Consider the following 26,536-nt stretch of genomic DNA (forward strand, 5'->3'; position numbering starts at 1 on the left):
ACTATTTCAAGTTAATTATTTAACGCTGCAAAAAATGGCAGATGCTAATGATTATCGTTTTATTTTATTACACCGAGAACTTTTTTATTCTTTTTTTCAATTAGCAGATTTTGAGTTAGAAATTAAAAAACATGATGAAGTTATTTTTATTCATAATTTACATCATTTTAATAAATTAAAATTAAAAAAAGAAGAAAGTTTGATTTTATTTATCTTTCGTATCTTGTTTCAACAAAAAAAAGAAAAAACACCTTCTAACACTAAAATAGAAGTGTTTTTGCAGGATATTTTTAAAGAATTAAAACATATTGGTTATTCTGAAGTGCAAAATTTCAACAAAGAAACAGTTAAAAAAACTTTAACGATCTTGCGTCAATATAATATTATTGATTATTCGGATCATAACAATCACTTGTCTGATGATTTAACCATTACCATTTATCCTTCTATTCTTTATTTAATTGATATAGAAATGATTAAACATTATCAAGAACTCTTTCTTTTGAAACAAAGTGAAAACCCAGATGAAAAAATTAACTAAGATACAATTGGTCAACTGGCATTTATTCTCTTTTCAAACGATTGAAATAACTGGAAATGCTTTAATTTCTGGCGAAAATGGAGCGGGAAAATCAACTTTATTAGATGCTTTACAATATGTTTTAATTGGTGAGAGAAAAAATGTTAAATTCAATTTAGCTGCTAACGCGAATGCTAAACGTTCTTTAGAAAGTTATATGAGAGGCAAGATAGGTGCCGAAAATAAGGAGTTTTTAAGGAATGGGGATGTTATTACCCATATTGCGTTAGAATTTTTGGATGAGGAAACTCAAGAACACACTATTTTAGGTTGTGTTTTGGAATTGCCTCAAAGAGGAGTTTTAAAAGAAAGGTTTTATCTTTATGAAAATATATCCTTAAAAAGTGAACTTTTTATTTCTAATAATAAACCAAAAAACCATAAACAATTAGCGGAATATTTACGAGCGCATACAAAAGATTTTAGTTTTTTTGACACTAAAACACAATATAAACAAGCTGTCGGTAAATATTTAAATATTAACGTCGCTAAATATTTAGAAATTTTACCCAAAGCGTTAGCTTTTAAACCACTTAATTTGCAAAATTTTGTTTTTGATTTTTTATTAGAAGAAAACCCGATTAATATTTCGAGTTTAAAAAATAGTGTTCGCCAATTGAAAAAAATAGAATCTCAAATAGAATTAGACAAAAAAAAATTAAAGCAATTAATCGTTATCATTGATGCAGAAAAAAAAATTAAATTCTTAGACGAACAAATCAAAATTAACTCTTTAGTAGAGAAAAAAGTTTTAATAGCAAAATATCACAACAATTTAGAAAACATGTTGGTTCAAAAAGAACAAGAGGCTCTGAAAACGAACCATTTGTTAGAAGAAAAACAGAATATCAATGCCTCTATTGAAAATTTAAACAATCATTTGTTACAATTGCAAAACAACCATTCTCAAGGTGATTTAAGTCAATTATTTTATTCTTTACAAAAAGAATTATCCCAAAAACAAACTTTTTGTCAAGATTTGCAAAGTCAAATAGTTTTTTTTCAAGAGAGATTGCAAGCTGAACAAAAAATCTTAAAAGAATTGTATTGTTTGCAACCGGATGATATTATTCATCAAACAGCCGAAGAAATAGCACGTTTTTTAACTGCCTCAAAACCATTTGATATTTATCCGGAATTGAAAAAAACCATGTTGGAGATGACTGATTATTTATCCCAAGAAATTCTGAATTTTAATATCGAACAAAATGACGTTCAAAAAGAGATCAAGTTTTTGCAACAGCAAATTGTTGAAAAAAACTCCACTTTTCAAGCCATGAATAATATCACTAAAATATATAATCCTAACGTTAAAAAACTAGTAACTTTATTAAACGAAAAATTAAGTCTTTTTTATAAAAAAGAGATCCATATCCATCCTTTTTGCGAATTGATTGATATTAATGATGAATTATGGCGCAATTCTATTGAAGGTTTTTTAGGTAGTCGGAAATTTAATTTAATCGTTGAAGCGGGGTATTTTGATCAAGTTTTAAAAATATATGAAAAATTTCAAGCTAGTGAAAAAATTTATGACGTTGGTTTGGTGAATGTAGATAAAATACCGGATGTAGATGATAATCCTCATAGCTTAGCGGATAAAATAACTAGCAACCATAAAGATGCTTTAAAATATGCTAAATTATTGTTATCACATATTATCTGCGAAAATGATGTAACTCAATTAAAAAACCATAAAACGGCGATTACTCCTAAAGGAATGATTTATAGTAGTTATACTGCGAAACAATTAAATCCGAAAAGTTACCAAATTCCTTATATCGGTAACGAATCTAAAGAAATACGTAAAAAAATACTTTTATCAGAAATTAATACTTTAAAAGACTATTTAAACCAAAAACAAAATATTTTTATGAAAAATAAAAGTATTATTGAATTAATGAGAAAAAGTAAAGTTTTTTCTTTGGTTAATAATGATCAGTTTACCGTCTATAAAAAAATATCTGATAATGAGCAAGAAATAGTTGTTATTAACCAGAAAATAGAACAATTCCGTAGTCAACAAAATGCGGAACAAATAGAAGATAATTTAAAAAAGATTAAAAAAGATAAACAAATTCTTAACGAATCATTAGATCTTGTTTTATTAAAAATTGTGGAAAGCAAAAACAAGTATAATATGTATGAAGAAAAAATAAATTTTCTTCAAAAAAGATTAGCGGAATTGCAAAAAGATTTATACATTATAGAACAAAAAGAAGTAGTTAATTTAGAAAAAGCTTCCGTTCAATTGCAAAATTATTTAACTACTTACAAAAACAATTATGAATATATTTTACACTATATACAAGATCACGTTAAAACCATTGAGAAGCAAAAAAACGCTCAAAACCTTGATTTGACGAAGTATATGAATTTATACATTGAGACTTATCATCTAAGCACTATTGAGGCAAAATTAGAATATTTTGATTATTTCGTACAAGAATATAATTTAATTAGTTCCAAAAATTTGATTACTTACGAACAAGAAGCGAAAGAGTTAAGTTCCAAAACCGAAATGATTTTTAAAGAAGAATTCGTTAATAAACTCAAAGAAAGTATTGAAAACGCTAAACAACAAATTAAAAAATTAAACGAACTTTTAAAAAATAGACCTTTTGGTGATGATAGCTATCAAATTATTACCAAAGCCTCTGATGATCCTGAATATAAAAAATATTATTCCATGATTATAGAAGATAACCTAACCCAAGAGATTAATTTATTTTCCGAGAAATCTTCTTCTTATAAAGATATTTTATTAGACGAATTATTTCAAAAAATAATTTATTTTGAAGAAGGGTATGAAGCGATAGCTTATGAATTTTTAGATTATCGTAATTATTTAATTTATGATATTCAAATTAACGATATTTACGGAAATGTATCTTTATTTTCTAAAATTTTTCGTGAAAAATCTGGTGGAGAAACTCAAGTACCTTTTTACATTATTATTGGTATTTGTTTTGAACAATTATTAAGTGAAAACACAGTTCATAAAGGTTGTTTAGTTTTATTTGATGAAGCTTTTAATAATATGGACGAAAATAGAATCGAATCCATGATGTATTTTTTTAAACAATTAAACATTCAATTTTTAATCGCTATTCCGCCTCAAAGGATTGCTGATGTTTCCCCTTATGTAACGACTAATTTAATTATCGTTAAAGATAATAATCATGTTATGGTAGAAAGTTTTACTAAATTGGCTTAAAAAAATTTTTAAAGAAAATAAATTAATTAGTAAAGAAAAAATCCCAAAATGAAACAAAAATTAAAAACATCGTCTTTTCAATCATTAATATTTATTGCGTTTGTTATAATAGTCACTTTCATCAAATGTATGTTTTTAGATAAGTTAAAATCAGCAGACATGCATTATTTTGAACCCATTCGTTTTTGTCAATTAACTTTAGGCTCCTTATTAATGGTTTTTGCTATTTATTTTTTCATTTTACCGCAAGAATTAATTATAGGCGGTCTAGAAGCACTTTGCTTATTTTTAGATAAAGTGTTTTTTTACAAAATAAAGGAGAAAAAACAAAACCATTGGTTTAGTAGTAATAACGGTATTTTGTTTTTCCGTATTTTTATTATTTTATTTGGCGCTATTTCTCATGAGACATGGTATTTTTTATTAACGCTTTTTGTGGTTTCCTTGTTTTCTATTTTGTTTAAAATATTAGAATATTGGCAAATAGATAGAGTATTTTTATTAAATAAATTCCCAGATAAGGTTAAAAATAACATTATTTATCGCTTATCATTATTTTCCGTTATTATTGGTGTTTGTATCGGTATAGGAGCTGGTTTAGTGTTCGGAAACAAATCTTCTACGGGTGGAACTGATTTCGTCTTCAAAGTTTTACACAATTTTATAAAAGAACATATTACCATGGAATTTCCTATGATTTTATTAATTATAGACGGTTCTATTTTGATAGCTTCTTTCGTTATCGATTATTTTAGACAAATAGATGTTAAAAAGAATATTATGATTAAATATGTTTTTTCTATTATCACTTTCACTATCTCTATCAGTTTGATCACTTTAGTGAGCAATTGGGTTAAATAAAATCTCTTCCTAATAAATACGTCTTAGTGAAATCACTTCTTGTAGTGGTTTTTTCTTTATATGTCTTCAACCTGATAAAAATAAGTTTTATTTTAGACCAAAAATAAAAAAAATGAAGAAAAAAGAAATATAGTTGTAATATGTATGGTTTTTTTTGATACAATTTTAATGTATTGTTGTATAAAAAAATTTTAAAGAATTCATTTTATTTTATATTAATTTTATCTTTTGAAAAGATTTATAATAAAAGGAGAAACAAATAATGCCATATATTACTGATATTTTAGCACGAGAGGTTTTAGATTCTAGAGGAAATCCTACTGTAGAAGTTGAAGTTAAAACATCTGAAGTTATAGGAAGAGCTATTGTGCCTTCTGGTGCTTCAACTGGATTATACGAAGCTGTTGAATTAAGAGACAAAGATGAAAAAAGATATTTAGGCAAAGGTGTTTTACAAGCGGTAGAAAACGTAGTAAAAGTGATTAAACCTGTTTTAATGGATGTATCCGTATTAGAACAAAAAGCTATCGATCAAGCAATGATTGAACTTGATGGTACGCCAAATAAATCTAAATTAGGGGCTAACGCTATTTTAGGCGTTTCATTGGCCGTGGCTAAAGCGGCTGCTTCATATTTAAATTTGGAACTTTATGAATATTTAGGTGGAGTTCAACCAAAACAATTGCCAGTGCCAATGATTAATATTATTAATGGTGGAGCTCATGCTTCCAATAGTGTTGATTTTCAAGAATTTATGATTTTACCTGTGGGAGCTCCTACTTTTAAAGAAGCTTTAAGATATGGTGCTGAAATTTTTCATCATTTAGGCAAACTATTAAAACAAAAAGGTTATCCTACAACAGTAGGAGATGAAGGAGGATATGCTCCGGATTTATCTTCTAACGAAGAAGTTTTACAAATTATTTTGCAAGCTATTAATAACGCTGGTTATAAACCAGGAGAAGATATTTATTTAGGTATGGACGTTGCTGCTTCAGAATTTTATAACGCAGAACAGAAAAAATATGTTTTAGCTTCTGAAAATAACAAATCTTTCACAAGTGCTGAATTAATCGCTTTTTATGAAGAATTAGTTGATAAATACCCTATTTTATCAATTGAAGATGGTTTAGATCAAAACGATTGGGAAGGATGGAAGTTATTAACTAGCAAATTAGGACACAAAGTTCAAATAGTGGGCGATGATTTATTTGTGACTAACGTAGAAAGATTATCCCAAGGAATTAAAGAAAAAACGGCTAATTCTATTTTGATTAAATTAAACCAAATCGGCACTTTAACAGAAACTTTAGAAGCTATTGAAATGGCTAAAAAAGCTTCCTTTACAACTGTCATTTCTCATCGTAGTGGAGAGACAGAAGATACTACTATCGCTGATTTAGTTGTGGCAACTAACGCAGGTCAAATCAAAACTGGTTCCTGCTCTAGAACTGACCGTATCGCTAAATATAATCAATTATTAAGAATTGAAGACAATTTAAAAAATGCTCCTTATTTAGGTTTAAAAGCTTTTTATAATTTAAAAAAATGATCATTTTTACACAATAATGGCTCTTTTTTAGTCAAATTATTGGGTAGGAAAGGGAAATGAGGAAATTTATTTTGGAATCTTTTGTTGGTCTTATTATTTTAGATGGTTTAGGAATTGCTCGCCAAAAAAAAAATAACGCTGTTTTGTTAGCTAAGACGCCTTATTTAGATTCTCTTTTTAAAAGTTACCCCCACAATACCTTGGCGGCGTCAGGGGAAGCCGTTGGTTTGCCTGAAGGACAAATGGGTAACAGCGAAGTGGGTCATTTAAATTTAGGCGCTGGCAGAATAGTTTACCAATCTTTAACCAAAATTAACAAAGCTATTAAAGAAAAAACTTTTTTTCAAAACAAAAGTTTTTTACAAGTCATAAAACATGTGAAAAAACATAATAGTAAACTGCATCTTGTGGGCATGATTTCTGATGGCGGCATTCACTCTCATATCAACCACGCTAAAGCGTTATTAGAAATTGCTAAACAAAATAATTTAACCGAAAAAACTTATTTACACGCTTTTACCGATGGACGCGACACATCGCCTAAATCAGGTTTAAATTATCTTAAACCTCTTTTAGAACAAAAAGTTAAAATTGCTTCTGTAGCGGGTCGTTATTACGCTATGGATCGTGATAATAACTGGGAACGTATTAATGCGGTTTATAATATGTTAGTTTCTCAAAAAGCACCGGTAATAGAGTCAGTAATAGATTATATGGAACAATCTTATCGCGACGATATTACTGATGAATTTATCAAACCGGCTATTGCAGATGTTAATGGTTTAATCGAAGATAACGATGGTGTGATCTTTTTTAATTTCAGACCTGATCGCATCGTCCGTTTAGCAACCGCTTTATCTAATCCTACTAAAACCGATTTTTTTATCACTCCTGGCAAAACTCCTTTTCAAGGCGAAAAAAAATTAAATAATGTTTTATGCTCAACTATGTCTCCTTATGCCGAAAGTGTCAAAGGTAGGGTAGCTTTTCAAAAAGAAAATTTAACTAATACTTTTGGCGAAGCGGTAGCTAACCATAATTTAGAACAATTAAGAATAGCAGAAACAGAAAAATATCCTCACGTGACTTTCTTTTTTAACGGGTCTCAACATGTTAAATTAAAAGGTTGTGAGGAAATTTTGATCCCTTCTCCTGCGGTTCCGACTTATGATTTAAAGCCAGAAATGAGCGCTTTAGAAATCGCCGTCAAAGCGAAAGAAGCTATTTTATCTAAGCAATATCAAACGATGGTGTTAAATTTTGCTAATCCGGATATGGTCGGTCATACAGGGTCTTTAGAAGCGACTATCGCAGCTGTCGAAGCAACCGATAAAGCTTTAAAAATTGTAGTAGAAGCTATTTTATCTATAGGTGGAAAAGCTGTTGTGGTGGCGGACCACGGAAACGCCGAACAAATGGCAGATGAACAAGGTCGTCCTCATACCGCTCATACTACTAATTTAGTACCTGTTATTGTCACGGATGAAAATGTTTCTGTGAATAAAGGTGCTTTATGCGACGTAGCTCCGACTTTATTAGAATTATTGAAAATACCTCAGCCCCAAGAAATGACAGGAAAATCTTTAATAAAATAAATTAACCTTTTAATAGTTAAAAAATATTTTAATCGAACAATAAATTATATTTAAGAAAAGGTAAAACAATGCAAGAGAATAAAACCAAAATTATTTGTACTTTAGGACCTGCATCTTATGATGTTAATATTTTAAAACAATTGATACTTTCTGGTATGAATGTAGCGAGATTTAATTTTTCTCACGCTCAATATGATAACAGTAAACAATTACTGAAAACTATTCGTGATTTAAACCAAGAATTAAACACTCATGTGGCTACTTTATTAGACACTAAAGGACCGGAAGTAAGAACCCATGAATTTGACGGAGCAGTCACTATTACTAAAGATTCTTTAGTAAGAATCACTACTGAAGAAGTGCTAGGCAACGCTTCTTTATTCTCTGTTACTTATCCTGGTTTTTATGACGAATTAAACGTGGGCGATGTGGTTAACGTTGATGATGGTTATTTATCTTTAGAAATTGTTGAGAAAGACGCTCAAAAAAAAGAATTAGTAACGAAAGCGAAAAACACTCATGTTGTGAAATCACGTCGTGGGGTTAATGTTCCTAATGTTAGTTTAAATATTCCTTTTGTTTCAGAAAAAGACCGTCAAGACGTTATTTTCGCTTCAGAACAAAATTACGATTATATCGCTGCTTCTTTTGTTAGAAACGCAGAAGACGTGTTAGAATTGAGAAAAATTTTAAAAGAACAAAACAACGATCATATTCGTATTATTTCTAAAATTGAAAACCAAGAAGGGGTTAACAATTTAGACGAAATTATTGAATTATCTGATGGTATTATGGTGGCTAGAGGAGATTTAGGCATCGAAGTTCCAGGCGAAATGGTTCCTTTATACCAAACAACTATCATTGAAAAATGTTTAGAAGAAGGTAAAACTGTTGTGGTAGCTACGCAAATGTTAGAATCTATGCAAAAAAACCCTCGTCCAACTAAAGCTGAAATTTCAGACGTTTATAACGCTGTTAAAGAAGGTAGTACTGCCACTATGTTATCTGGAGAATCCGCTTCAGGAGAATATCCAGTAGAAGCAGTGCAATTTATGCATAAAATCAACAAACAAGCTGAAAAGGCGCGTGAAGATGAATTTTTTGCTCCTCTTTACGAACCAGAAAGTTTACAAGAATATCTTTTATTAAGTGCAGCGGAATTATCAGTTCGTTATCCTATTAAAGCGATTCTTGTTAATAATTGGAAAGATGCTGAAAGTATTTCCAAATTCCATCCTTCTGTTCCTGTTTTAGCAACAGTTCAAGACGAAAAAGAAGCTAATTTATTAGCTTTAAGTTACGGCATTACTCCGGTTTTAAATCAAGCGGAATTAGACCGTAAAATAGATACTTTAACTGAGGATGAAGACGGAGAAATCATAGTAGTTACTGAAGGAAAAATAGAAATTAAATAATTTATCCGTAAAAAACCCTTAAAAAGGGTTTTTAACTAAAATAATGACTTCTTGGAACTAAACAAGACAAGGGATAAAAAGAGTCCTATTTTTGAAGAAACAATAAAATTATCAATAATATTTGACAAAAATTAAAAAATAAGTTAAAATGAAGGATGGTCTTAAATTTCTTAATAAATTTATATTTTTTTCGTTTAAATATATCATTATTAAGATTTTCTTCACTAATGTTTGCCCTTGTATTTAAACTAAAAAAATTATTTTAACAATTGTTCTTGAAGAAAGTTTTTGCTTAAAATAAAAAAATAAGAAATTTAATTTTTCAAAAAATATGTTATTTTGTGTGACTAAATTCATCTTTACAAAAATTATTTAAAAAAAATAAAAGGAGTTAATTTTCTAAATGACATTAAGTAAATCTTATGATCCTTTGAAAAAACAAAGATTACAAATTTTGGATTCAGAAGGAAATGTAGTTAATCCACAATTAGAACCAAAAATACCTGAGGAAAAACTGTTAAAAATGTATAAAAATATGGTTTTAGCAAGGGTTTCTGACGTTAAAGCGGTTCAATATCAACGTCAAGGCAGAATGTTGTCTTACGTTATTAACAGAGGACATGAAGGTGGTCAAGTTGGTTCAGCAGCAGCTTTAGAAGATCAAGACTGGGTTTCACCTTATTTCCGTGATATTGGGATTTATTTATATCGTGGTATTCCTTTAGAAAACATATACCTTTATTGGTATGGTAACGAAAAAGGTTCTAAAATGGATCCTTCTAAACATATTTTACCAGTTAATATTATTATTGGTTCAGGAATCAATATTGGTGCTGGTTTGGCTTTAGCAAGTAAATTGCAAAACAAAAAAGAAGTTACAGTAGCTACTATTGGTGATGGTGGAACAGCTCATGAAGAATTTTATGCTGGTTTGAATTACGCATCTGTTTATAAAGCCCCTTTAGTGGTATTGATTCAAAATAATCAATACGCTATTTCTACTCCAAGAAAAGTAGCTTCTAACTCTGAAACTTTAGCGCAAAAATCCTATGCTTTCGGTATTCCTGGCATTCAAGTAGATGGTAATGACGTTTTAGCTGTTTATGCAGCAGTTAAAGAATTTACTGAAGCAGCGCGTAATGGCGAAGGAGCTAGTTTAATTGAGATCTTTACTTACCGTATGGGAGCTCATACGACTAATGATAACCCTAACTTATACCGTTCTAAAGAAGAAGAGGAAGAATGGAATAAAAAAGATCCTATCGAACGTTTTAAAAAATATTTATTGAAAAAAAACGTTTTAACTGAAGAAATGGTAGAACAAATCAATCAAGAAGCAGAAAAACACGTTTCCAAAGTGCATGAAAAAATTACTTCTTACGGAGCTAATATAGAACCGATTGAAATTTTTGAACATCTTTACCATGAAATGACACCTCAATTAAAAGAACAACACGCAGAATATGAACAATTTTTAAAATCAAAAGAAGAAGGTAAATAAAAATGGCTTTAATGAATTTATTGCAAGCGGTTAATCATACCTTAGATCTCCAATTAGCTAAAAACCCTAAAGTAGTTGTTTTTGGTCAAGATATTGGTAAATTAGGAGGAGTTTTCCGTGTTACTGCAGGATTGCAAAAAAAATACGGAGAATCTCGTGTTTTCGATACTCCTATAGCCGAATCTGCTATCGTTGGTAGCGCGATCGGAATGTCTATGAATGGTTTAATTCCTGTAGCTGAAATTCAATTTGATGGGTTCCTTTATGTGGGATTAGAAGATTTAATCGCTCATGCTGCGAGAATGAGAAATCGTACTCGTAACAGTTTTTCTTGTCCTATGGTTTTAAAAGTTCCTGTTGGCGGCGGAGTTAAAGCATTAGAACATCACTCAGAGAGTTTAGAAGTTATTTTAGGTTCTATTCCTGGTTTAAAAGTGGTAGTTCCTTCTAACCCTTATGATGCTAAAGGTCTTTTAATTGCCGCTATTAATAGCCCAGATCCGGTTGTTTACATGGAACCTAAATATTTATATCGCGCAGGAAAACAAGAAGTTCCAGAAGAAGAATACGAAACAGAAATTGGTAAAGCGAACGTAGTTAAAGAAGGTACAGATGTAACTGTAATCGCTTGGAGTTCAGCTGTTTCCATCGTTCAATCCGCTTTAGAAAAACTAGAAGCTGATGGTATTTCTGTAGAATTAGTGGATTTAAGAACTATTAATCCGATTGATAGAGAAACAGTGCTTCATTCTGTAAAAAAAACTGGTAGATTAGTTGTAGTACATGAAGCTACTAAAACTTATGGACCAGCTGGTGAATTAATTACTTTAGTAAATGAATACGCTTTTGATTATTTAAAAGCCGCTCCTAGTCGTGTAACAGGTCATGATATCATCATGCCTTTAGCAAGAGGAGAATATCATCAATTTTTAAACGCTGATAAAGTAATTTATGGTGTAAAAAAAGCTTTAAAAAATAATTTAAATAAAAAAATTTAAACAAATGAATGAGGGTAATAATATGTATGAATTAAAATTTGCTGATATAGGCGAAGGAATTAACGAAGGAACCATTTTAACTTGGAACTACAAAGTTGGAGACAAAGTTAAAGAAGGCGATGTTTTAGTAATCGTTGAAACTGATAAATTACAAGCTGACATAACTTCTCCTAAAACTGGTACTATTACTAAAATAGGTTACCAAGAGGGCGAAAATGTTAACGTTGGAGATGTTTTAGCTGTTATTGAAGAAGAATAATTTAAATAAAAAAAGGACGTTTTAAAAATGACAAATAATAACGACAATGTTTTAAAACCTACAAAAGAAGCTGTAGCAAACAACACAAATACTAATAATAACACAGAAGACGTAGAAATTCGAAAAATTTCTCGTTTAAGAAAAATAATTGCTAAAAAAATGAGCATTTCCAAAACAGTTATTCCTGAAGTAACTTTAATGGATGAAGTGGATATTACTAATTTAGTAGCTTTAAGAACTCAAATGAAACCGTTAGCTCAAGAAAAAGGCATTAAGTTAACTTATATGGCTTTTATCGCTAAAGCGGTTGTTTTAGCTTTAAAAGAATATCCTGTTTTTAACGCTAGTTTTGATGATGAAAAAGAAGAATTAATCATTAAAAACTATATTAATTTAGGAATCGCTATTGATACTAAAGATGGATTAATTGTTCCTAATATTAAAAACGTTGATAATTTAAGTGTTTTAGAATTAGCGAAAGAAATCCACACTTTATCTGTTGACACAGTAGGAAGAAAACTACAATTGCCTCAATTGCAAAAAGGTACTTTTACTTTAAGTAATTTTGGGGCCATTGATATTGCTTACGGTACGCCAATTATTAATCATCCGGAATTAGCTATTCTTGGTATTGGTAAAATAGTTAAAAAACCAATAGTTAAAAAAGGCGAAATTATTGTAGCTGATATGTTACCTCTATCTTTAACGATCGATCACCGTATTATTGATGGTGCTGATGGCGGAAGATTATTGCAAAAAATTAAAGAATTATTGAATGATGTTAAAACTTTAGAAAATGATTTCACTGCTTTATAAAGAGGAAAATTATTTTTTGACTGAATTATAAAAAAGAGAAGTAAATTGATGGAAAGATATGATATTTTAATTATTGGTGGAGGACCTGGTGGTTATACCTCAGCTATTAAAGCGTCTCAAATGGGAGCTAAAGTTGCTTTAGTAGAAGACCATAAATTAGGCGGAATTTGTTTAAATTACGGTTGTATACCAACTAAAGCTTTTTTAAAAAGTGCTAAAATTTTTGACCTTTTAAAACATTCTAAAGAATACGGTATCGAAACTAATAATGCAGACGTAGAAGCGAATTGGACTTCTGTATTAGAACGTAAAAACAAAATAGTTAAACAATTAACTAACGGTATTTCTTTCTTAATGAAAAAAAATAAAATTGATGTTTATAAGGGATTTGCTGATGCGTTATCAGCTCATCAAGTTCAAGTAGGCGATAAAATTTTAGAAACTAAAAAACTTATTATTGCTACGGGAGCGAGCGCGTTTATTCCTCCGATTAAAGGTGCTAAAGAAGCATTCGAAAACAAATACTTATACACAAGCAAAGAATTAGTTCAATTGGAAAAATTTCCGCAAAAATTAGTTATTATTGGCGGCGGAGTTATTGGTGTAGAGTTTGCGACTATTTTTAATAAATTTGGTGCTGAAGTAATTATTTTAGAAAGAGCGAACTCTATCTTAAATGTTATGGATAAAGATATTGTTGATGCTTACACTAAAAAATTAAAAAGCAATCAAATTAAAATTTTAACCGAAGCTGAAGTAATGAAAATTGATAATAATAAAGTATATTACACTTATGAAAACGAAACACACGTGGAAGAAGCTGATATTGTTTTAATGGCAACTGGAACTAAACCTAATTTAAAAGGGATAGAAAAGCTGAATTTACAAACTTACAGAACAGGCGTTATGACAGACGGCTTTTTAAAAACTTCTTTAGAAGACGTTTACGCTATTGGCGATGTTAACGGTAAATATATGTTAGCCCACGTATCGAGCCACGAAGGAATTATCGCTGTTACTCATGCTTTAGAAGCTGACGCTCATTTAAAACCAATGAATTACGATCGCGTGCCTTCCTGTGTTTACGGTTTCCCTGAAATCGCCACTATCGGTTGGACCGAAGAACAAGTGAAAGTTAAAGACATTGAATATAAAGTGTCTAAAGTACCTGTTAAAGCGATTGGTAAAGCTTTAGCTGACGGCGAAACAGATGGTTTTGCCAAATTAATCGTTGATAAAAAAGATCTTAAAGTTTTAGGAATGCATATTTTCTCTTATAATGCTACTGAATTAATTAGTGAAATTGGTGTAACTATGGAATTAGAAGGAACAGCTCATGATGTTGTTCACGCTATTCACCCACATCCAACTTTATCTGAATTAATTTTAGAAACTTTTTTAGGCGCGATTGATAAACCAATCCATATGTAAAAATAATAATTTTAATGAAAAAAATAACCCATTTTTATGAGTTATTTTTTTCTAATTTTAATGATAAAATTTATTATTGAATAATCAAATATTATGATTAAAAAGAGAAATAAAAAATGTTAATTGATACTCACGCTCATCTTAATTTAGATGATTATTCTAAAGATTTAAAAGATGTTATAAATAGAGCTGTAAAAAACGATGTTCAATATTTTATTGTTCCTGGTTTAGATCAGAAAACGAACGAAAAAGCCATCGAATTAGCCCTTCAAAACCCTGAAATTAAAGTCGCTGTGGGGATTCATCCGTCTTATGTGACTAATGAAGATCCTTTCAGTATTGAAAAATATTTAAAACTTCCTCAAGTGGTGGCAGTGGGTGAAATTGGTATTGATTTATATCATGAACAAAAAACCTTGCCATTACAACAAAAAACTTTACAAATTCAAGTTGAATTAGCCATTAAATATGATTTACCCATTATTTTGCACGCTCGTTCTTCTTTTGAAGAAATATATGAAATCTTGTTGCCTTATAAAAACCAAATTAGAGGCGTTTTCCATTCTTTAGTAACCGATTTGGAAGCAGCTCAAAGAGCCATCGATTTAGGCTTTTACGTAGGCATTGGCGGGATTGTGACATATGAAAAAGCTTTGGAAGTTCATACTTTAGCGAAACAACTCCCTTTAGATAAAATCTTATTAGAAACTGATTCACCTTTTTTAACACCTTCTCCGGGAAAAAAATATCATAGAAACGAACCTGCTTTGGTTAAATTAGTAGCCGAAAAAATAGCTAGTTTAAGAAACATTACTTTAGAAGAAGTAGCTGAACAAACTACTCAAAACGTTAAAAAACTGTTTTTACCTCATTTTTAATTTATTCTCTTAACAACTTGATAATTGTTAGCAAGAAAGGTTTGTTTGTTATGAAATTTACTAAATCAGAATCAAATCAAATGATTAATTTAGAACAAAATTCTGAAGCATGGCATAAGCATAGAAACAACTATATTAATGCTTCAGAAGTTGCTGCTATTATGGGGTTAAATCCGTTTGAAACTAAACAAGCACTTTTTAAAAGAAAACTTTTTAAAGAAAAGATCGAAGACAATAATGCTATGCGTCATGGCAGACGTTTAGAACCAGAAGCAAGAATTTTTTTTAACGAAGTTAACAATATGGAATTCGTCCCTGTCGTGTTTACTAAAGATTTTATGTCTGCTTCTTTAGATGGTTGGCATCAAGAATCTAACAGCATTTTAGAAATTAAATGTCCTATTTCTTATAATAGTCCTTCTTGGAGCAAGTTTGTGTTAAATAACGAAATACCTATGTATTATTATGCTCAAGTGCAAGCCCAACTCTTTTGTTCTGATACAGAAAAAGCTTTTTTCTTAGTGTATCAAACGTTTCAGAGTAGCAAGGTTAAGGAAATCCACAGAGACCCTAAATTTATTGAAGAAATGTATCAAAAAGCGCATGTTTTTTATAATCTTTTAAACGAAGCTAAAGAAATTTTAGATAAGTTAAAAGAAAAATGATCGTTTTTGATTGATTTGTTCTTTAGAAAAGAGGATCAAAAAAAATAATAACCTCTTTTTTGGAGGTTCTTTTTTTGCCATTTAATATGTGTCTTTTAGCGGTTGTTGATTGGTTTTTTATTAATTTGTTCAGAAAAATTTATTTAAGGGTATAAAAAAAGACCAAACAAATTATTGGTCATACATTAAATAAGGTTAAAAAATTTTTATCCCATCAATCCATCAATTGGTTTTTTGGCATAAAATTTATATAAATCCTCATTAGAAGGTTTTTTTAACAATATACTTGCTTTTTAAAATTATCTTTGTGAGTTTTTTAATCTTTAATAAATTTAACGTTATAAATTATTAAACAGTTTTAATATAAGCAAAAATATTTATTATATAAAATAATAAATATAATTGAGTGTTTTTCAAACTGAATAAATCTTTATTATTTATAAGTGATTGGTTGGTACAATAAATTTAAAAATTTTTTATTTTCTTGAGAAGTAGGTGTTTTATTCGTTAATGTTTTCACTAAATTGAAAGTTTCATTATACAAAAAAAACACTAAAGCTAAAATTAAAGTCGTAATCACTATATTGTTAATAGCCGATTTAACTACTTGTTACATTAAAGTTTCGTTTTTATTTATTTTATCGTTGCTCATTTTTGCCTCTTTCTTATTAAATTCAATAATAGATATAAGTTTATTATATCATTCATAAGACCTAATAACAAGATAAAACGATAAATAAAAAAAGACTATTATTCGTTAATAGTCTTTTTTGATAATTAATAATTTGTAAAGAACTCAAATAAATTAAGCTCTTTCAACTTTTAATTTTTTTAATGCGCGGGCAGAAACATAAATTTTTTTAACTTTGCCTTTTTCATCAATAATACGAATTTTTTGCAAATTAGCTTTCCATGTTCTTCTAGAAGCGTTCATTGCGTGACTACGTTTATTTCCGAAAACAGTTGTTTTACCTGTGTAATAACATTTGCTCATTATGTAGGATACCTTTCTTTCTTAAAAAAACATTATATAAAACATTTCTGATCAATAATAAAAAAATCAATCATATTTCTATCGCAAAAAATGTTTTTCAATTACTTTTATTATAACAAAATACCGACTAAATTAACATTTTATTTTCCTTTTGTAAAAAAAGAAGTCTTTTGTGATAAATATTTATTTTACTTCTTTAAGTTTAAAAATGTCATGCATATTTTGGATAACATAATCTGACCAAGGGCTTAATAAAATTAAAACAATAAAAAAAGATAAAAATAAAATAGAATCAAAACGATCTAATAGACCGCCGTGACCGGGAAAAAGATTACTGAAATCTTTAATTTTATAGTCTCTTTTAAATTTAGAAGCGATTAAATCCCCCATTTGAGCAATAATAGAATTAATAATAGTGAAAACCACTAAAAAAATGACTGCTCGATAATTGTTTAAAGAACTACTATAAAATAAAACAGCTAACAAAGTAGTCGCCACTATAGCGCCTAAAAAACCTTCCCAAGTTTTTTTGGGACTTACGCTAGGAAATAAAAACCTTTTGCCATATAAATTACCAATAAAATAAGCGAAGCTATCACTAGCAATAGTGATTAAAAACAAGTACAAAAACCATTTGTAACTTATTAATATTAAACTTAAAAAAGAAGCACTAAAAACACTAATATAAGCAAAAATCAACAATACATGAGTTAAATGTTGAGTACGAAAAGAAGAGTTAAAAAGAAAATATAGAAATAAAGTTAAAGCTAAACCGAATAAACTAAATAAAGCATATTTAGAAAAGTTTGATAAACAACTGATTAAATGTGTTTGTTCTTGAGGAGAATCAATAATAATATGTTTGTCCTTAAAAGAACTAAAAATAACCCCTAATAAAGACAAAAAAAGAAAAACACTAAATAAACTCATGATGATCATGTGCCTTTGGGAATATTTTTGATTTTGACGATTCACTTTTAACATTTCTATAGAAGAATGGAACACAAAAAGAAGCACTGTTCCTAAACTAATATAATCAAAAGAATTTATTTCTTTGTTATAATCGATGCAACGAAAAAAACCAAAAAAAGATAAAGCGGCTAAAAACATCCCTAATCCAATATAATTTTTTTTAGATAACATATTTTTATCGTCTCTTTTTAAATTTTTAATAATTCTTTATTTTTTTTAACAGTTTCTGTTTCTAAAAGTTTAATAAAATGATTATTTAAATCTTGAATTTGTTTTAATAAAGTGTTTTCTTCATCTTTTGCTAATTTTAATTTTTTAACTTTATCATTGCCGGAACGACGTAAATTTCTTACTATAACTTTAGTTTGTTCAGAAATTTTTTCTACTTCTTTGGTTAAAAGTTTTCTTTTTTCTTCTGTAGGTTGAGGAAAAACTAATTTAATCGAAACACCATCTGTTTGAGGAGTAATTCCTAAATCAGAAGTTAATAAAGCTTTTTTAATATTAGGCACTAAAGTAGTGTCAAAAGGTTTAATATGAATTTGGTTTCCTTCTACGATAGAAATCATACTAATATGCTTTAAAACTGTTTCTGCGCCGTAATAATTAATAGTGATTTTGTCTAATATTTTCGGGTTAGCCACCCCAGTTCTAATGTTGGAAAATTGCGTCAACATTGAGTCTTTAGAATTATTCATTTTTTGTTTTAAATCTGTTAAAATTTCTTGTGTCATTTCGTGCATTTTATTTTCCCTCCTTAGAAGTGATGATAGACCCTATTTTTTCTTTTAAAATGATTTTTTTGATATTACCTTTGGTGTTCATATCAAAAACAAAAATATCAATACCATTTTCCCAACATAAAGAAATGGCTGTTATATCCATCACATCTAACCTTTGAGCGATAACATTTTTATGTTCTATTTTTTTAAGTAAAACAGCGTCATTATGTTTTTTAGGATCTTTATTATAAATACCTTCAATACCGTTTTTAGCCATTAAAATAACGTCTATATTTAATTCAGCTGCTCTTAAAGCAGCAGCGGTATCGGTGGAAAAGTAAGGAGAACCAACCCCAGCTCCTAAAATAACTACACGATCTTTATCTAAATGGCGTAGCGCTTTACCTTTGATGTAAGGTTCAGCCACGGCAACCACATGAAAAGCCGTCATAACCCTAGTTTGAATGTCTAAATTTACTAAAGCATCTTGTAAAGCTAAAGAGTTGATAATAGTACCTAACATTCCCATATAGTCTGATTGACTACGTTCCATACCTAATTCTTGACCAATATGACCGCGCCAGATATTGCCTGCACCAACAATAATAACTATTTGTAAACCTAAGTCTTTAATTTCTTTAATTTCTTCAGCAATTTTTTTAACTTTTTGTGGGTTGATGTTAAAATCGTCTCCTTTTAAGGCTTCCCCGCTTAATTTTAAAAGAATTCTTTTAAACATTTTATGCCCCTTTACTACTTTTTATTTTTTATTATAGTTAGAAAATGAATAAATATTAGTTTTATTGCTCGTGTTTTTATGCTGTTTCGCCCACTTCAAAGCGGTAATAAGCGATAACGTTAGTTTGATTAGCTTGTAAAAATTCTTTTACTTTTTGGTCAGTATCGTTGTAAAAAGGTTGTTCTAATAAACAAATTTCTTCTAAAACTTTATTTAAACGATTGCTAGCAATTTTATCTAATAAACCACTTGGTAAATTTTGCTTTGCTTTTTCGTTAATAGTTTTTTCTAATAAAAGTTGTTTTTCTGTTTTAATAAAATTAGGGTCAACCACTTCTTTACTTAAAAATTTTGGTTTAAAACCAGCTACATGTATAGGAATATGTGTTTGTGCTTCTTCGTTTTGTTTATCAAGATGCACTAAAGCCGAAATTCTTCCTCCTTGATGTTTGTAAAGTCCAAAACTTTCGTTATCTTTTTTATAAACAGTTTGAATTCTTTTTAAAACGATTTTCTCTTTAATAATAACCGCTTTATCTAAAATAATGTTTTTAAGTTTTTGTCCGTTACAATGATAATTTAAAAAGTCTTCCACAGTTTTAACGGATGCATCAGCATCTAATAAACTATTTTTCAGTTGTTCTAGTAATGCGATAAAGTGTTCGTTTTTAGCAACAAAATCAGTTTCTGAGTTAAGTTCAAATAAAACAGCTTTATTACCTTTAAAAGCGACATTAGTTAAACCTTCGGCCGAAACTCTATCTTTTTTTTTGTTAGCTTCAATCATGCCTTTTTCTTTTAAATAATCTACAGCTTTGTCCATATTGCCTTTAGCATGTTCTAAAGCTTGTTTACAATTCATCATTCCTGATTGAGTTTTTTTCCTTAATTCTTTAATCATTTCTATTGTGATTTTCATTTTCGTTCTCCAAATTTTTATTAAGTCTTTCTTTTGTATTAAGAAATATAAGTAAAATTGTTTGTTTAGTAAAAAAGATGTTTATTTAGAAACATCTTTTTTACTAATTGATTATAAAAAATATTTTGTCTGTTAAAAGTTGTAATTAATTAGTAGAAACGTTTTCTTTTTCTACATTTGGATCGTTATTTTGAGTTTTTTCTACATCAACAGTTTCTGGCGTTGATTCAGATGGTTTTTCGCCAGATTCATCAGTTGTTTCTTCAACAGGTGTTTCTTGGTTAGAACCGCTACCTTCAATAACTGCATCAGCGATGATAGAAGTAATTAATTTTACCCCTTTAATAGCATCGTTATTAGCAGGAATGATGTAATCTACTAAATCAGGATCACAGTTACTATCTACGATTCCAAAAATTTTAATACCTAATTTTCTCGCCTCAGCGATAGCTATAGTATCTTTTTGCACATCAACGATATAAATAGCTTGTGGCAATTGAGACATGTTTTTGATTCCGCCTAAAAACTTTTCCAACTTATCTCTTTGTTTTTTTAAGGTAGCTACTTCTTTTTTAGAAAGTAATTTCCATACGCCATCTTCTTCTTGTTTGTATAATTCTTTTAAATAATTAATTCTTGTTAAAATAGTTTGGAAATTAGTGAAAGTACCGCCTAACCATCTTTGGTTAATATAATATTGATTCGCTCTTTCCGCTTCTTGTTTAATAATGTGTTGGGTTTGTTTTTTAGTTCCTAAGAATAAAACTTTCCCTCCTTCTTCTACTATTTGCACAAGCTTTTTGTATGAATGTTCAACGGCTTCCAATGTTTTTTTCAAATCGATAATGTGAATTCTATTTCTAACAATAGGAACCCCATCGTTGGAAGAAAATAAATATGGTTTCATTTTGTAATGACATTTTTTAGCCGCGTGACCAAAATGTATTCCTGATTCTAACAATTGTTTTATTGTAACAACACCCATGATTCTGAGTACTCCTTTTTAAATTTACTTATTTTGAAGAATGAGATGTAAAATTTTTTTCACATGAATAACGTTTTTAATTTAATAAATTTAAGAAATTAAATTATAATTTATTATTATTCATAATTTTTTGATTTTAACTTAAATATTTTAACATATTATTGTAATATATTTTTATTTTTTTATCATGAATTATGTTGGTTTTTTTTAACTTTTTTCATTAGTACTGCCGAAGCCGCTTTTTCTCTTTTTCTTGGTTTCAGCATGATCATCATCAGTTACGTAAAAATTTTGAAAAAGACCTTGAGCGATTCTTTCGTGTTTTTCTATTGTCACCGTTTGATTAGAAAAATTATATAAAGGGACAAAAATATGTCCTTCGTTTTTTTCGTTATTATAATAATCGCTATCAATGACACCTACGTGATTAGCCAACATTAAACCTTTTTTTAAAGGTAAAGAAGATCTCACATAAACTAATAACACTTGATGTTTAGGAAAAGAAGCTTTAACACCAGTAGGAACTAAAACGAATTTTTGAGCAGGAATTTCCATACTTTCCGCAGCTTCTAAGTCATAACCGGCACTATAATTGGTTTGTCTTTGAGGTAAATTAATTTGTTGATCTTGAAAAGCGCTCACTACTTCAAAAACACATTTTTGCTTATTATTCATTTGATAATTCTCCTTTTTTATGGGGTTTTTTCTTTTTTTTATAATTATTTCTGGGGTGATTAGAAATAAATTTATTTTTTAATACATTATTGGATACAAAAGTATAAATTTGAGTAGTTTTTAAACTATTATGACCTAATAATTCTTGCACTACTCTTAAATCAGCACCATTATTGAGTAAAATAGTGGCAAACGCGTGTCTTAACATATGCGGATAAAGATTGATTTTATTTGCTGTTTTTAATGATAATTCTTTTAAAATCATTCTTACCCCTCTTTCGGTTAAAGGAGTTCCTTTATAATTAACCAATAAAAAAGCATGTTTTAAAGCTTTATTGGTCATCATTTTATTCCTAATATTGGCAATATAATATTTTAGCATAGATAATAAAGATTCATGAACAGGCAAATAACGGACTTTTCTCCCTTTACCATAAATTAAAAGTTGGGCGTTAGAAAAATAAATATCCTCTATTTTGAGCTTAATTAACTCACTCACTCTTAAACCACAACTATAAAGTAAATCTAGGATTAAATAATTTCTATAATCAAGTTCTTTCGATAAATTAATAGAATCTAATAAAGTTTGAATATCTTCTTCAGAAATTATTTTAGGTAGTTTTTTGGGAATTTTTTTAATAGGTATCGTTTTGAAAATGTTATTGTTAAAACCATGTCTTTCAATTAAAAAATTATAAAAAGTCCTTAAAACCGATATTTTCCTCATAATACTGATGTTTTTGAGTTTTTGTGAAGAAAGATAACTCACAAAAGAACGAGCGTGTTTTCCCTGGGAAAGACTTTCTCTCTCAAAAGATATCTTTTTAGACGTTAAAAAAGTTTGAAAATCTTTCACATCATGAAGATAATTTTTAATTGTTAAAGGGGAATAATTACGTTCAATGGTTAAAAACGCTTCAAATTTTTTGATTAATTGTAAAATGATAAGAACCTACTATTTTTAAAATTTTTTAACCTTATATAGCTGGATAATGTTGTGAAGCTGATTCTTTCTGATTTTATTTCTTGGTTTACTTTTTTCTTTTGTTTTTTTGGGTTGAATAACTTCTAAATAAAAAATAATCAACAAAAAACCTAATAGCAGAAATGCAATAATATTCCCAGGTTTTATCATAAAATTCCATATACTATCAAAACGTATAACTACGATGACTTTTGATAAAGCGTTGCTATAATCAATCTTTTCCTCAAAATCAAAGGTTTCTTCGTTATTGATGCCTCGAGTAGTCAATTTTTTATTTTCTTTGTCGTTGCTAACTACTCGGTGTATGACAAAAGGAATCTTTTTTAATGGTCCTTCTTGAAATTCTTTCTCAACAAAAAAAACTATATCATCGCCTTTTTTGTCTTTATCTGTAGCTTTTAAATTCAAACAATCTTTTTCCGTTAAATTTTGCACAATGATAATATCGTTTTTATTAATTTCAGGCCGCATGCTTTCACTATTAATCCAATACATATTTAAAAATAAAAATTTAGAAGCTTTTTTGGGATAAAAATAATTTAAAATGTTCAAAAAAATTAAGTATAATAATAAACTTATCGTTAAATAATAAAAAACATTCGTTAAAATCATAAAAAGTAATTTGACAAATGAGATATTTTTATTAAAAAGTTTTATAATCATACTTTTTTACCCTTATAATTTATAGTTATTCCCAAATATTAATTATATATTAAAAATTTTATAATATATCTTTTAATCGTTTGCACTTATAATTATAAAACATTTAATATATTTTAAATGATTTCTTATATTCTTATTATAAAGGATTTCTGTTTTTTATTTTTGGAAATAATTATTTTTTATTATTTATCAGTGTTTTTAACTCTTATAAAGTTGATAATAGGTTTAATTCGCTTGTTAAATAGTCTTTTTTGAACTTTTTGTGAAACTAAAAAAAACACCCTTAAAAGATTATTTTACCAAAATAAAGTTTTTCAGGATTAAAAATTTTAAAGAATCTCCAAAGATAACCTAATATCTTTAAAAAGTTTTTATAACCGAAAAAAGGGATTAAAATTGTTAATAAAGTTTTTCTTTTTTATCATTTTCATAGTAAAAATAAAGGCGGAAAAGGATAAAATATTATTGGATAATTGTTTTACATAATTATCATTCAAAAGAAAGGTTTTATCAACTCACGCCAAATAACAATTCCTCAAGATTATATTTTAATAAATTCATCATTATCAAAACATTATTGATTTTATGCCTTAGTGTTTTATTTTTTTTTCATCCCCAAAAAGCATTCTCTTTTAGGAGAGTGCCAATTTCTAGATCACTTTTTACTATGGACAAGATTAGATCGTCTTTCTCTAAAATTCAAAAAACCAAATTTATTCCCAAAAATAGACGCACAAGAAGAAATAAACCTTTTTTATCTTCTAAACAAGAAACTGCAGGAATGATGTTAAATATCCGCGATATTATTCCTGATATAGACCATTTATTAACAGAAATGGTCTTGGATTTTTCGGAAGAAGTAGTATCCGCCGTTTCTCTTGTATTTCAAGAGGTCAAACAAAACTGGCAAAAATTTATAACTAGTATTCCGACAGACAATTATAAAGAATATTTAGAAAAGATCGTCTTTCCTTTATATCGTCTTCATAATGCGGTTATTTTTCATCTTGTTATGTCACCTCAAAAAGTAAGAGAGCGCATTTTACCAACTTATAATGCTTTTTTAGCTAAAAATCAAAATTTATTTTTGCCAGTCTCTGTTCCTCAAATCACAGATGTTTATCTAAATCCTCTAGATAATGCCGCTTTTAAAATGCAAGAATATTTAAACCAACGTAAATTCATAGTTCCTAATTTTAAAATAAACACCGCTAATCTTTCTTATAATGCCAATATTTTAAGTATGGAAAAAACGATTCCTTCTGTTTATCCTGATGTTTTAGGGGTTTATCTGCATAAGACTTTTTCTCCCTTAGAAACCGAAGAAATAGATATAGAAAATTTATCTTTAGAAAATTCTATACAAGAAATCGTAGTTTTCCGATCTGCCGCTTTTAAAGAAAGTTCTTTATCTTGGAAGAAAGATATTATCAACCATACAATAGAAAAAAAACTTTTATTAAGTTATTTAGAACATTTTGTTAAATCAGAGGTTCTACCTACTGATGGTATTTTGTTATACGGCCAACGTACTGATGATAAGCAACAATTAGTGGAATTGATAGCGAAACAATTAAAAATACCTTTTTATTATGTTTCGGTTGATGCTTTATTTTTAAGTTTTCAACAGAAGAAAGATGATTCTGATTTAAACCAATTAGCTAGTCTTATTCCTTCTGAACGTTCTATTTTGTTTGTTGATAAAATGGATCTTTTCCCACCTGAAGAAACTTTTATGACCCGTTTATTGACTATTTTAAAAGAAATGCAAAAAACACGTTCTTTTTTAATTATTGGCAACGTTAATCAAGTAAAAAAGATGCAAAAACCTTTTTTTCCTGCATGTGAGAAACTTTTTGCCATTGACATACCTTTTAATTTATGGAATTTAGACGAAAGATATAAATTTATAAAAATAAAGGGTAAAAAAGTTTTAAAGGATGATTTAGCTTTAATGCGTTATGTTGCTGATAATACTGCAGATTGGGAGCACCAAGATTTAGAACATCTTTTAGACTTATTGTCCGTTTCTAACCAACAAATGTTGGAAAGAAAAGCTACTTTAGAAAAAATCCAAGAAAGAATGCATTTCCTGCAACTGACTCGTCTTCATCCGGAATTATCTTGGTCAATATATCAAAAAAATATATTATTTCATCAAGCCGGTCATATTCTAGTCGAAATGGTTTTTAATCCTTCTCTAGGCGGTTCATCGAAAAAAGAGGCAGAAAAACAACCTCCAGCGGGTCCGAAAGTTTGTCATAATTGTTTAACTGTGTTAAATTCAGAAAAAGGAGGAAAAAATGTCGTTTGGCAAACGGATAATTTAATTCACCAAATTTTTTATTCTTTAAGTGGTACTATGGCAGAACAAACTCTATTGGATAACAAATATCAAAGTTTCCATTCTTCTGAAGATTTGCAGAAATTACAACGATTGATAAAAGACTTGCAAAAACATCAAAAACCGGAATATAAGTGCTTTTTAGCTCAAATAACTCCCCAAGAGGAAGATAAAGAGGAGTATTTAGGGATTCTAAATTTTTTTAAAGAACAAAGTAAAATTTTAATCCAAGCAAATAAGCCTCTTTTAGAAGAAATTATCCATGATTTAGAAAATGATCAACCTTTTGAAAGAGAAGAAACAATTCCTCTGGTGTTGCCGTCTTCTTTGCAAGAAAATAACCTTTTCAAAGTTAATAAATTAGAGACCATAATTCATCCATCAAAGAAAATAAATCCTTATCCGAACCTTTCCTTAGTTTCTGAAACAAAAGAAAAAAACATCTCTTCTTATCAAATCGTGGTTTGGACTATGGCTGCTTTAATCCCTCTTTTAAGCCTTTACCTTCTTAAAAAAAATTTTTAAAGTTTAATTTTTCTTCTAAAAAAAAGGATGTGGGCACAAATTACAACTTTTTTAGGCGGTATAGTGGTCGAAGAATTAATGTTTGACGATATATTTAAAGGAACTTATAGCGATTTCAAATATGTTACCCAAATAGCGACTCAAATGGTCACTAAATTAGGAATGTCTGATTTAGTGAACTGTTCCAAAACTTTAGACACTTTTTATTTTTTAAAAATTCTTTAAGGCTAACTATTAAGTTAGTC

General features: G+C 28.7%; 25 protein-coding genes. 15 read left to right on the forward strand and 10 right to left on the reverse strand.

Features of this window, described 5'->3' with window-relative positions; genetic code table 11:
- The 13 genes from RI01_RS00255 to RI01_RS00315 form a co-directional block, all read left to right on the forward strand.
- Window positions 1–541: DUF4194 domain-containing protein (locus RI01_RS00255; protein WP_017192668.1), on the forward strand; the 541-nt coding region annotated here is incomplete at its 5' end.
- Window positions 525–3,797, forward strand: coding sequence for an ATP-binding protein (locus RI01_RS00260; RefSeq protein WP_017192669.1), 3,273 nt, complete (start codon window positions 525–527; stop codon window positions 3,795–3,797). The genes RI01_RS00255 and RI01_RS00260, both read left to right, overlap by 17 nt.
- A gap of 48 nt (window positions 3,798–3,845) precedes the next feature.
- Window positions 3,846–4,658 carry a YitT family protein gene (locus RI01_RS00265; protein ID WP_017192670.1) on the forward strand — a complete coding sequence of 271 codons (813 nt, stop codon included), beginning with the start codon at window positions 3,846–3,848 and terminating at the stop codon, window positions 4,656–4,658.
- Window positions 4,659–4,920: 262 nt separating this feature from the next.
- Window positions 4,921–6,210 carry a phosphopyruvate hydratase gene (gene eno, locus RI01_RS00270; RefSeq protein ID WP_017192671.1) on the forward strand — a complete coding sequence of 430 codons (1,290 nt, stop codon included), beginning with the start codon at window positions 4,921–4,923 and terminating at the stop codon, window positions 6,208–6,210.
- Between the two features lie 68 nt (window positions 6,211–6,278).
- Window positions 6,279–7,805 carry a 2,3-bisphosphoglycerate-independent phosphoglycerate mutase gene (gene gpmI / locus RI01_RS00275; protein ID WP_026052424.1) on the forward strand — a complete coding sequence of 509 codons (1,527 nt, stop codon included), beginning with the start codon at window positions 6,279–6,281 and terminating at the stop codon, window positions 7,803–7,805.
- Between the two features lie 68 nt (window positions 7,806–7,873).
- The gene (pyk, locus tag RI01_RS00280; protein ID WP_017192673.1) at window positions 7,874–9,220 is read left to right on the forward strand and encodes a pyruvate kinase; all 1,347 of its coding nucleotides are present in this window, start codon (window positions 7,874–7,876) and stop codon (window positions 9,218–9,220) included.
- 403 nt (window positions 9,221–9,623) lie between these two features.
- Window positions 9,624–10,721: a pyruvate dehydrogenase (acetyl-transferring) E1 component subunit alpha gene (gene pdhA, locus RI01_RS00285; protein WP_017192674.1), complete on the forward strand. Its 1,098-nt coding sequence runs from the start codon at window positions 9,624–9,626 to the stop codon at window positions 10,719–10,721.
- A 2-nt stretch (window positions 10,722–10,723) separates the two neighbouring features.
- Window positions 10,724–11,719, forward strand: a complete 996-nt coding sequence (locus RI01_RS00290; protein WP_017192675.1) for an alpha-ketoacid dehydrogenase subunit beta — start codon at window positions 10,724–10,726, stop codon at window positions 11,717–11,719.
- A 22-nt stretch (window positions 11,720–11,741) separates the two neighbouring features.
- Window positions 11,742–11,978 carry a biotin/lipoyl-containing protein gene (locus tag RI01_RS00295; RefSeq protein ID WP_017192342.1) on the forward strand — a complete coding sequence of 79 codons (237 nt, stop codon included), beginning with the start codon at window positions 11,742–11,744 and terminating at the stop codon, window positions 11,976–11,978.
- Window positions 11,979–12,005: 27 nt separating this feature from the next.
- Window positions 12,006–12,794, forward strand: a complete 789-nt coding sequence (locus RI01_RS00300; protein ID WP_017192676.1) for a dihydrolipoamide acetyltransferase family protein — start codon at window positions 12,006–12,008, stop codon at window positions 12,792–12,794.
- A gap of 48 nt (window positions 12,795–12,842) precedes the next feature.
- A complete protein-coding gene (lpdA, locus tag RI01_RS00305) occupies window positions 12,843–14,225 on the forward strand; it encodes a dihydrolipoyl dehydrogenase (protein ID WP_017192677.1) in 1,383 nt (460 codons plus the stop codon).
- Window positions 14,226–14,341: 116 nt separating this feature from the next.
- Window positions 14,342–15,103 (forward strand): TatD family hydrolase, encoded by a 762-nt coding sequence (locus tag RI01_RS00310; RefSeq protein ID WP_017192678.1) that lies wholly within the window; start codon window positions 14,342–14,344, stop codon window positions 15,101–15,103.
- 50 nt (window positions 15,104–15,153) lie between these two features.
- Entirely contained in the window at window positions 15,154–15,768 is a 615-nt protein-coding gene (locus tag RI01_RS00315; protein ID WP_017192679.1) for a lambda-exonuclease family protein, read from the forward strand.
- A gap of 433 nt (window positions 15,769–16,201) precedes the next feature.
- Here the strand turns inward: RI01_RS00315 and RI01_RS03610 are convergent, their stop codons facing one another.
- From RI01_RS03610 to RI01_RS00360, 10 genes are all read right to left on the reverse strand, one after another.
- Complete coding sequence (locus RI01_RS03610) at window positions 16,202–16,348, reverse strand: hypothetical protein (protein ID WP_017192680.1); 147 nt, start codon at window positions 16,346–16,348, stop codon at window positions 16,202–16,204.
- A 225-nt stretch (window positions 16,349–16,573) separates the two neighbouring features.
- On the reverse strand, window positions 16,574–16,762 hold the full coding sequence (gene rpmB / locus RI01_RS00320; RefSeq protein ID WP_017191542.1) for a 50S ribosomal protein L28: 189 nt from the start codon (window positions 16,760–16,762) through the stop codon (window positions 16,574–16,576).
- A gap of 183 nt (window positions 16,763–16,945) precedes the next feature.
- On the reverse strand, window positions 16,946–17,905 hold the full coding sequence (locus RI01_RS00325) for a phosphatidate cytidylyltransferase (RefSeq protein WP_017192681.1): 960 nt from the start codon (window positions 17,903–17,905) through the stop codon (window positions 16,946–16,948).
- A 17-nt stretch (window positions 17,906–17,922) separates the two neighbouring features.
- Window positions 17,923–18,477: a ribosome recycling factor gene (gene frr / locus RI01_RS00330; RefSeq protein WP_017192682.1), complete on the reverse strand. Its 555-nt coding sequence runs from the start codon at window positions 18,475–18,477 to the stop codon at window positions 17,923–17,925.
- Between the two features lies 1 nt (window position 18,478).
- Complete coding sequence (gene pyrH, locus RI01_RS00335; protein ID WP_017192683.1) at window positions 18,479–19,195, reverse strand: UMP kinase; 717 nt, start codon at window positions 19,193–19,195, stop codon at window positions 18,479–18,481.
- 76 nt (window positions 19,196–19,271) lie between these two features.
- Entirely contained in the window at window positions 19,272–20,114 is an 843-nt protein-coding gene (gene tsf, locus RI01_RS00340) for a translation elongation factor Ts (RefSeq protein ID WP_017192684.1), read from the reverse strand.
- A 145-nt stretch (window positions 20,115–20,259) separates the two neighbouring features.
- Entirely contained in the window at window positions 20,260–21,099 is an 840-nt protein-coding gene (gene rpsB, locus RI01_RS00345; RefSeq protein ID WP_017192685.1) for a 30S ribosomal protein S2, read from the reverse strand.
- Between the two features lie 207 nt (window positions 21,100–21,306).
- Window positions 21,307–21,774 carry a dUTP diphosphatase gene (gene dut, locus RI01_RS00350; protein WP_017192686.1) on the reverse strand — a complete coding sequence of 156 codons (468 nt, stop codon included), beginning with the start codon at window positions 21,772–21,774 and terminating at the stop codon, window positions 21,307–21,309.
- A complete protein-coding gene (locus tag RI01_RS00355) occupies window positions 21,767–22,720 on the reverse strand; it encodes a tyrosine-type recombinase/integrase (RefSeq protein ID WP_173363065.1) in 954 nt (317 codons plus the stop codon). The genes dut and RI01_RS00355 overlap by 8 nt, the downstream gene beginning before the upstream one ends.
- Window positions 22,721–22,735: 15 nt before the next feature.
- Window positions 22,736–23,254, reverse strand: coding sequence for a S26 family signal peptidase (locus tag RI01_RS00360; protein WP_222829930.1), 519 nt, complete (start codon window positions 23,252–23,254; stop codon window positions 22,736–22,738).
- Between the two features lie 808 nt (window positions 23,255–24,062).
- On the opposite strand from RI01_RS00360, the gene RI01_RS00365 reads away from it, so the two are divergent.
- Both RI01_RS00365 and RI01_RS00370 read left to right on the forward strand, forming a co-directional pair.
- On the forward strand, window positions 24,063–26,291 hold the full coding sequence (locus RI01_RS00365; RefSeq protein WP_235728169.1) for an AAA family ATPase: 2,229 nt from the start codon (window positions 24,063–24,065) through the stop codon (window positions 26,289–26,291).
- 27 nt (window positions 26,292–26,318) lie between these two features.
- Window positions 26,319–26,516 carry a hypothetical protein gene (locus RI01_RS00370; RefSeq protein ID WP_017192690.1) on the forward strand — a complete coding sequence of 66 codons (198 nt, stop codon included), beginning with the start codon at window positions 26,319–26,321 and terminating at the stop codon, window positions 26,514–26,516.
- Window positions 26,517–26,536: the final 20 nt, after the last annotated feature.

Origin of the sequence: Italian clover phyllody phytoplasma str. MA1 (assembly GCF_000300695.1) — a bacterium.
Taxonomy (GTDB): Bacteria; Bacillota_I; Bacilli_A; order Acholeplasmatales; family Acholeplasmataceae; genus Phytoplasma.

What these genes read in the sequence shown, in the direction of transcription:
- RI01_RS00260 (WP_017192669.1), top strand. Translation starts at nt 525, where the DNA reads ATGAAAAAATTAACTAAGATACAATTGGTCAACTGGCATTTATTCTCT.
- RI01_RS00265 (WP_017192670.1), top strand. Translation starts at nt 3,846, where the DNA reads ATGAAACAAAAATTAAAAACATCGTCTTTTCAATCATTAATATTTATT.
- eno (WP_017192671.1), top strand. Translation starts at nt 4,921, where the DNA reads ATGCCATATATTACTGATATTTTAGCACGAGAGGTTTTAGATTCTAGA.
- pyk (WP_017192673.1), top strand. Translation starts at nt 7,874, where the DNA reads ATGCAAGAGAATAAAACCAAAATTATTTGTACTTTAGGACCTGCATCT.
- pdhA (WP_017192674.1), top strand. Translation starts at nt 9,624, where the DNA reads ATGACATTAAGTAAATCTTATGATCCTTTGAAAAAACAAAGATTACAA.
- RI01_RS00290 (WP_017192675.1), top strand. Translation starts at nt 10,724, where the DNA reads ATGGCTTTAATGAATTTATTGCAAGCGGTTAATCATACCTTAGATCTC.
- RI01_RS00295 (WP_017192342.1), top strand. Translation starts at nt 11,742, where the DNA reads ATGTATGAATTAAAATTTGCTGATATAGGCGAAGGAATTAACGAAGGA.
- RI01_RS00300 (WP_017192676.1), top strand. Translation starts at nt 12,006, where the DNA reads ATGACAAATAATAACGACAATGTTTTAAAACCTACAAAAGAAGCTGTA.
- lpdA (WP_017192677.1), top strand. Translation starts at nt 12,843, where the DNA reads ATGGAAAGATATGATATTTTAATTATTGGTGGAGGACCTGGTGGTTAT.
- RI01_RS00310 (WP_017192678.1), top strand. Translation starts at nt 14,342, where the DNA reads ATGTTAATTGATACTCACGCTCATCTTAATTTAGATGATTATTCTAAA.
- RI01_RS00315 (WP_017192679.1), top strand. Translation starts at nt 15,154, where the DNA reads ATGAAATTTACTAAATCAGAATCAAATCAAATGATTAATTTAGAACAA.
- rpmB (WP_017191542.1), bottom strand. Translation starts at nt 16,762, where the DNA reads ATGAGCAAATGTTATTACACAGGTAAAACAACTGTTTTCGGAAATAAA.
- RI01_RS00325 (WP_017192681.1), bottom strand. Translation starts at nt 17,905, where the DNA reads ATGTTATCTAAAAAAAATTATATTGGATTAGGGATGTTTTTAGCCGCT.
- frr (WP_017192682.1), bottom strand. Translation starts at nt 18,477, where the DNA reads ATGCACGAAATGACACAAGAAATTTTAACAGATTTAAAACAAAAAATG.
- pyrH (WP_017192683.1), bottom strand. Translation starts at nt 19,195, where the DNA reads ATGTTTAAAAGAATTCTTTTAAAATTAAGCGGGGAAGCCTTAAAAGGA.
- tsf (WP_017192684.1), bottom strand. Translation starts at nt 20,114, where the DNA reads ATGAAAATCACAATAGAAATGATTAAAGAATTAAGGAAAAAAACTCAA.
- rpsB (WP_017192685.1), bottom strand. Translation starts at nt 21,099, where the DNA reads ATGGGTGTTGTTACAATAAAACAATTGTTAGAATCAGGAATACATTTT.
- dut (WP_017192686.1), bottom strand. Translation starts at nt 21,774, where the DNA reads ATGAATAATAAGCAAAAATGTGTTTTTGAAGTAGTGAGCGCTTTTCAA.
- RI01_RS00360 (WP_222829930.1), bottom strand. Translation starts at nt 23,254, where the DNA reads ATGTATTGGATTAATAGTGAAAGCATGCGGCCTGAAATTAATAAAAAC.
- RI01_RS00370 (WP_017192690.1), top strand. Translation starts at nt 26,319, where the DNA reads ATGTGGGCACAAATTACAACTTTTTTAGGCGGTATAGTGGTCGAAGAA.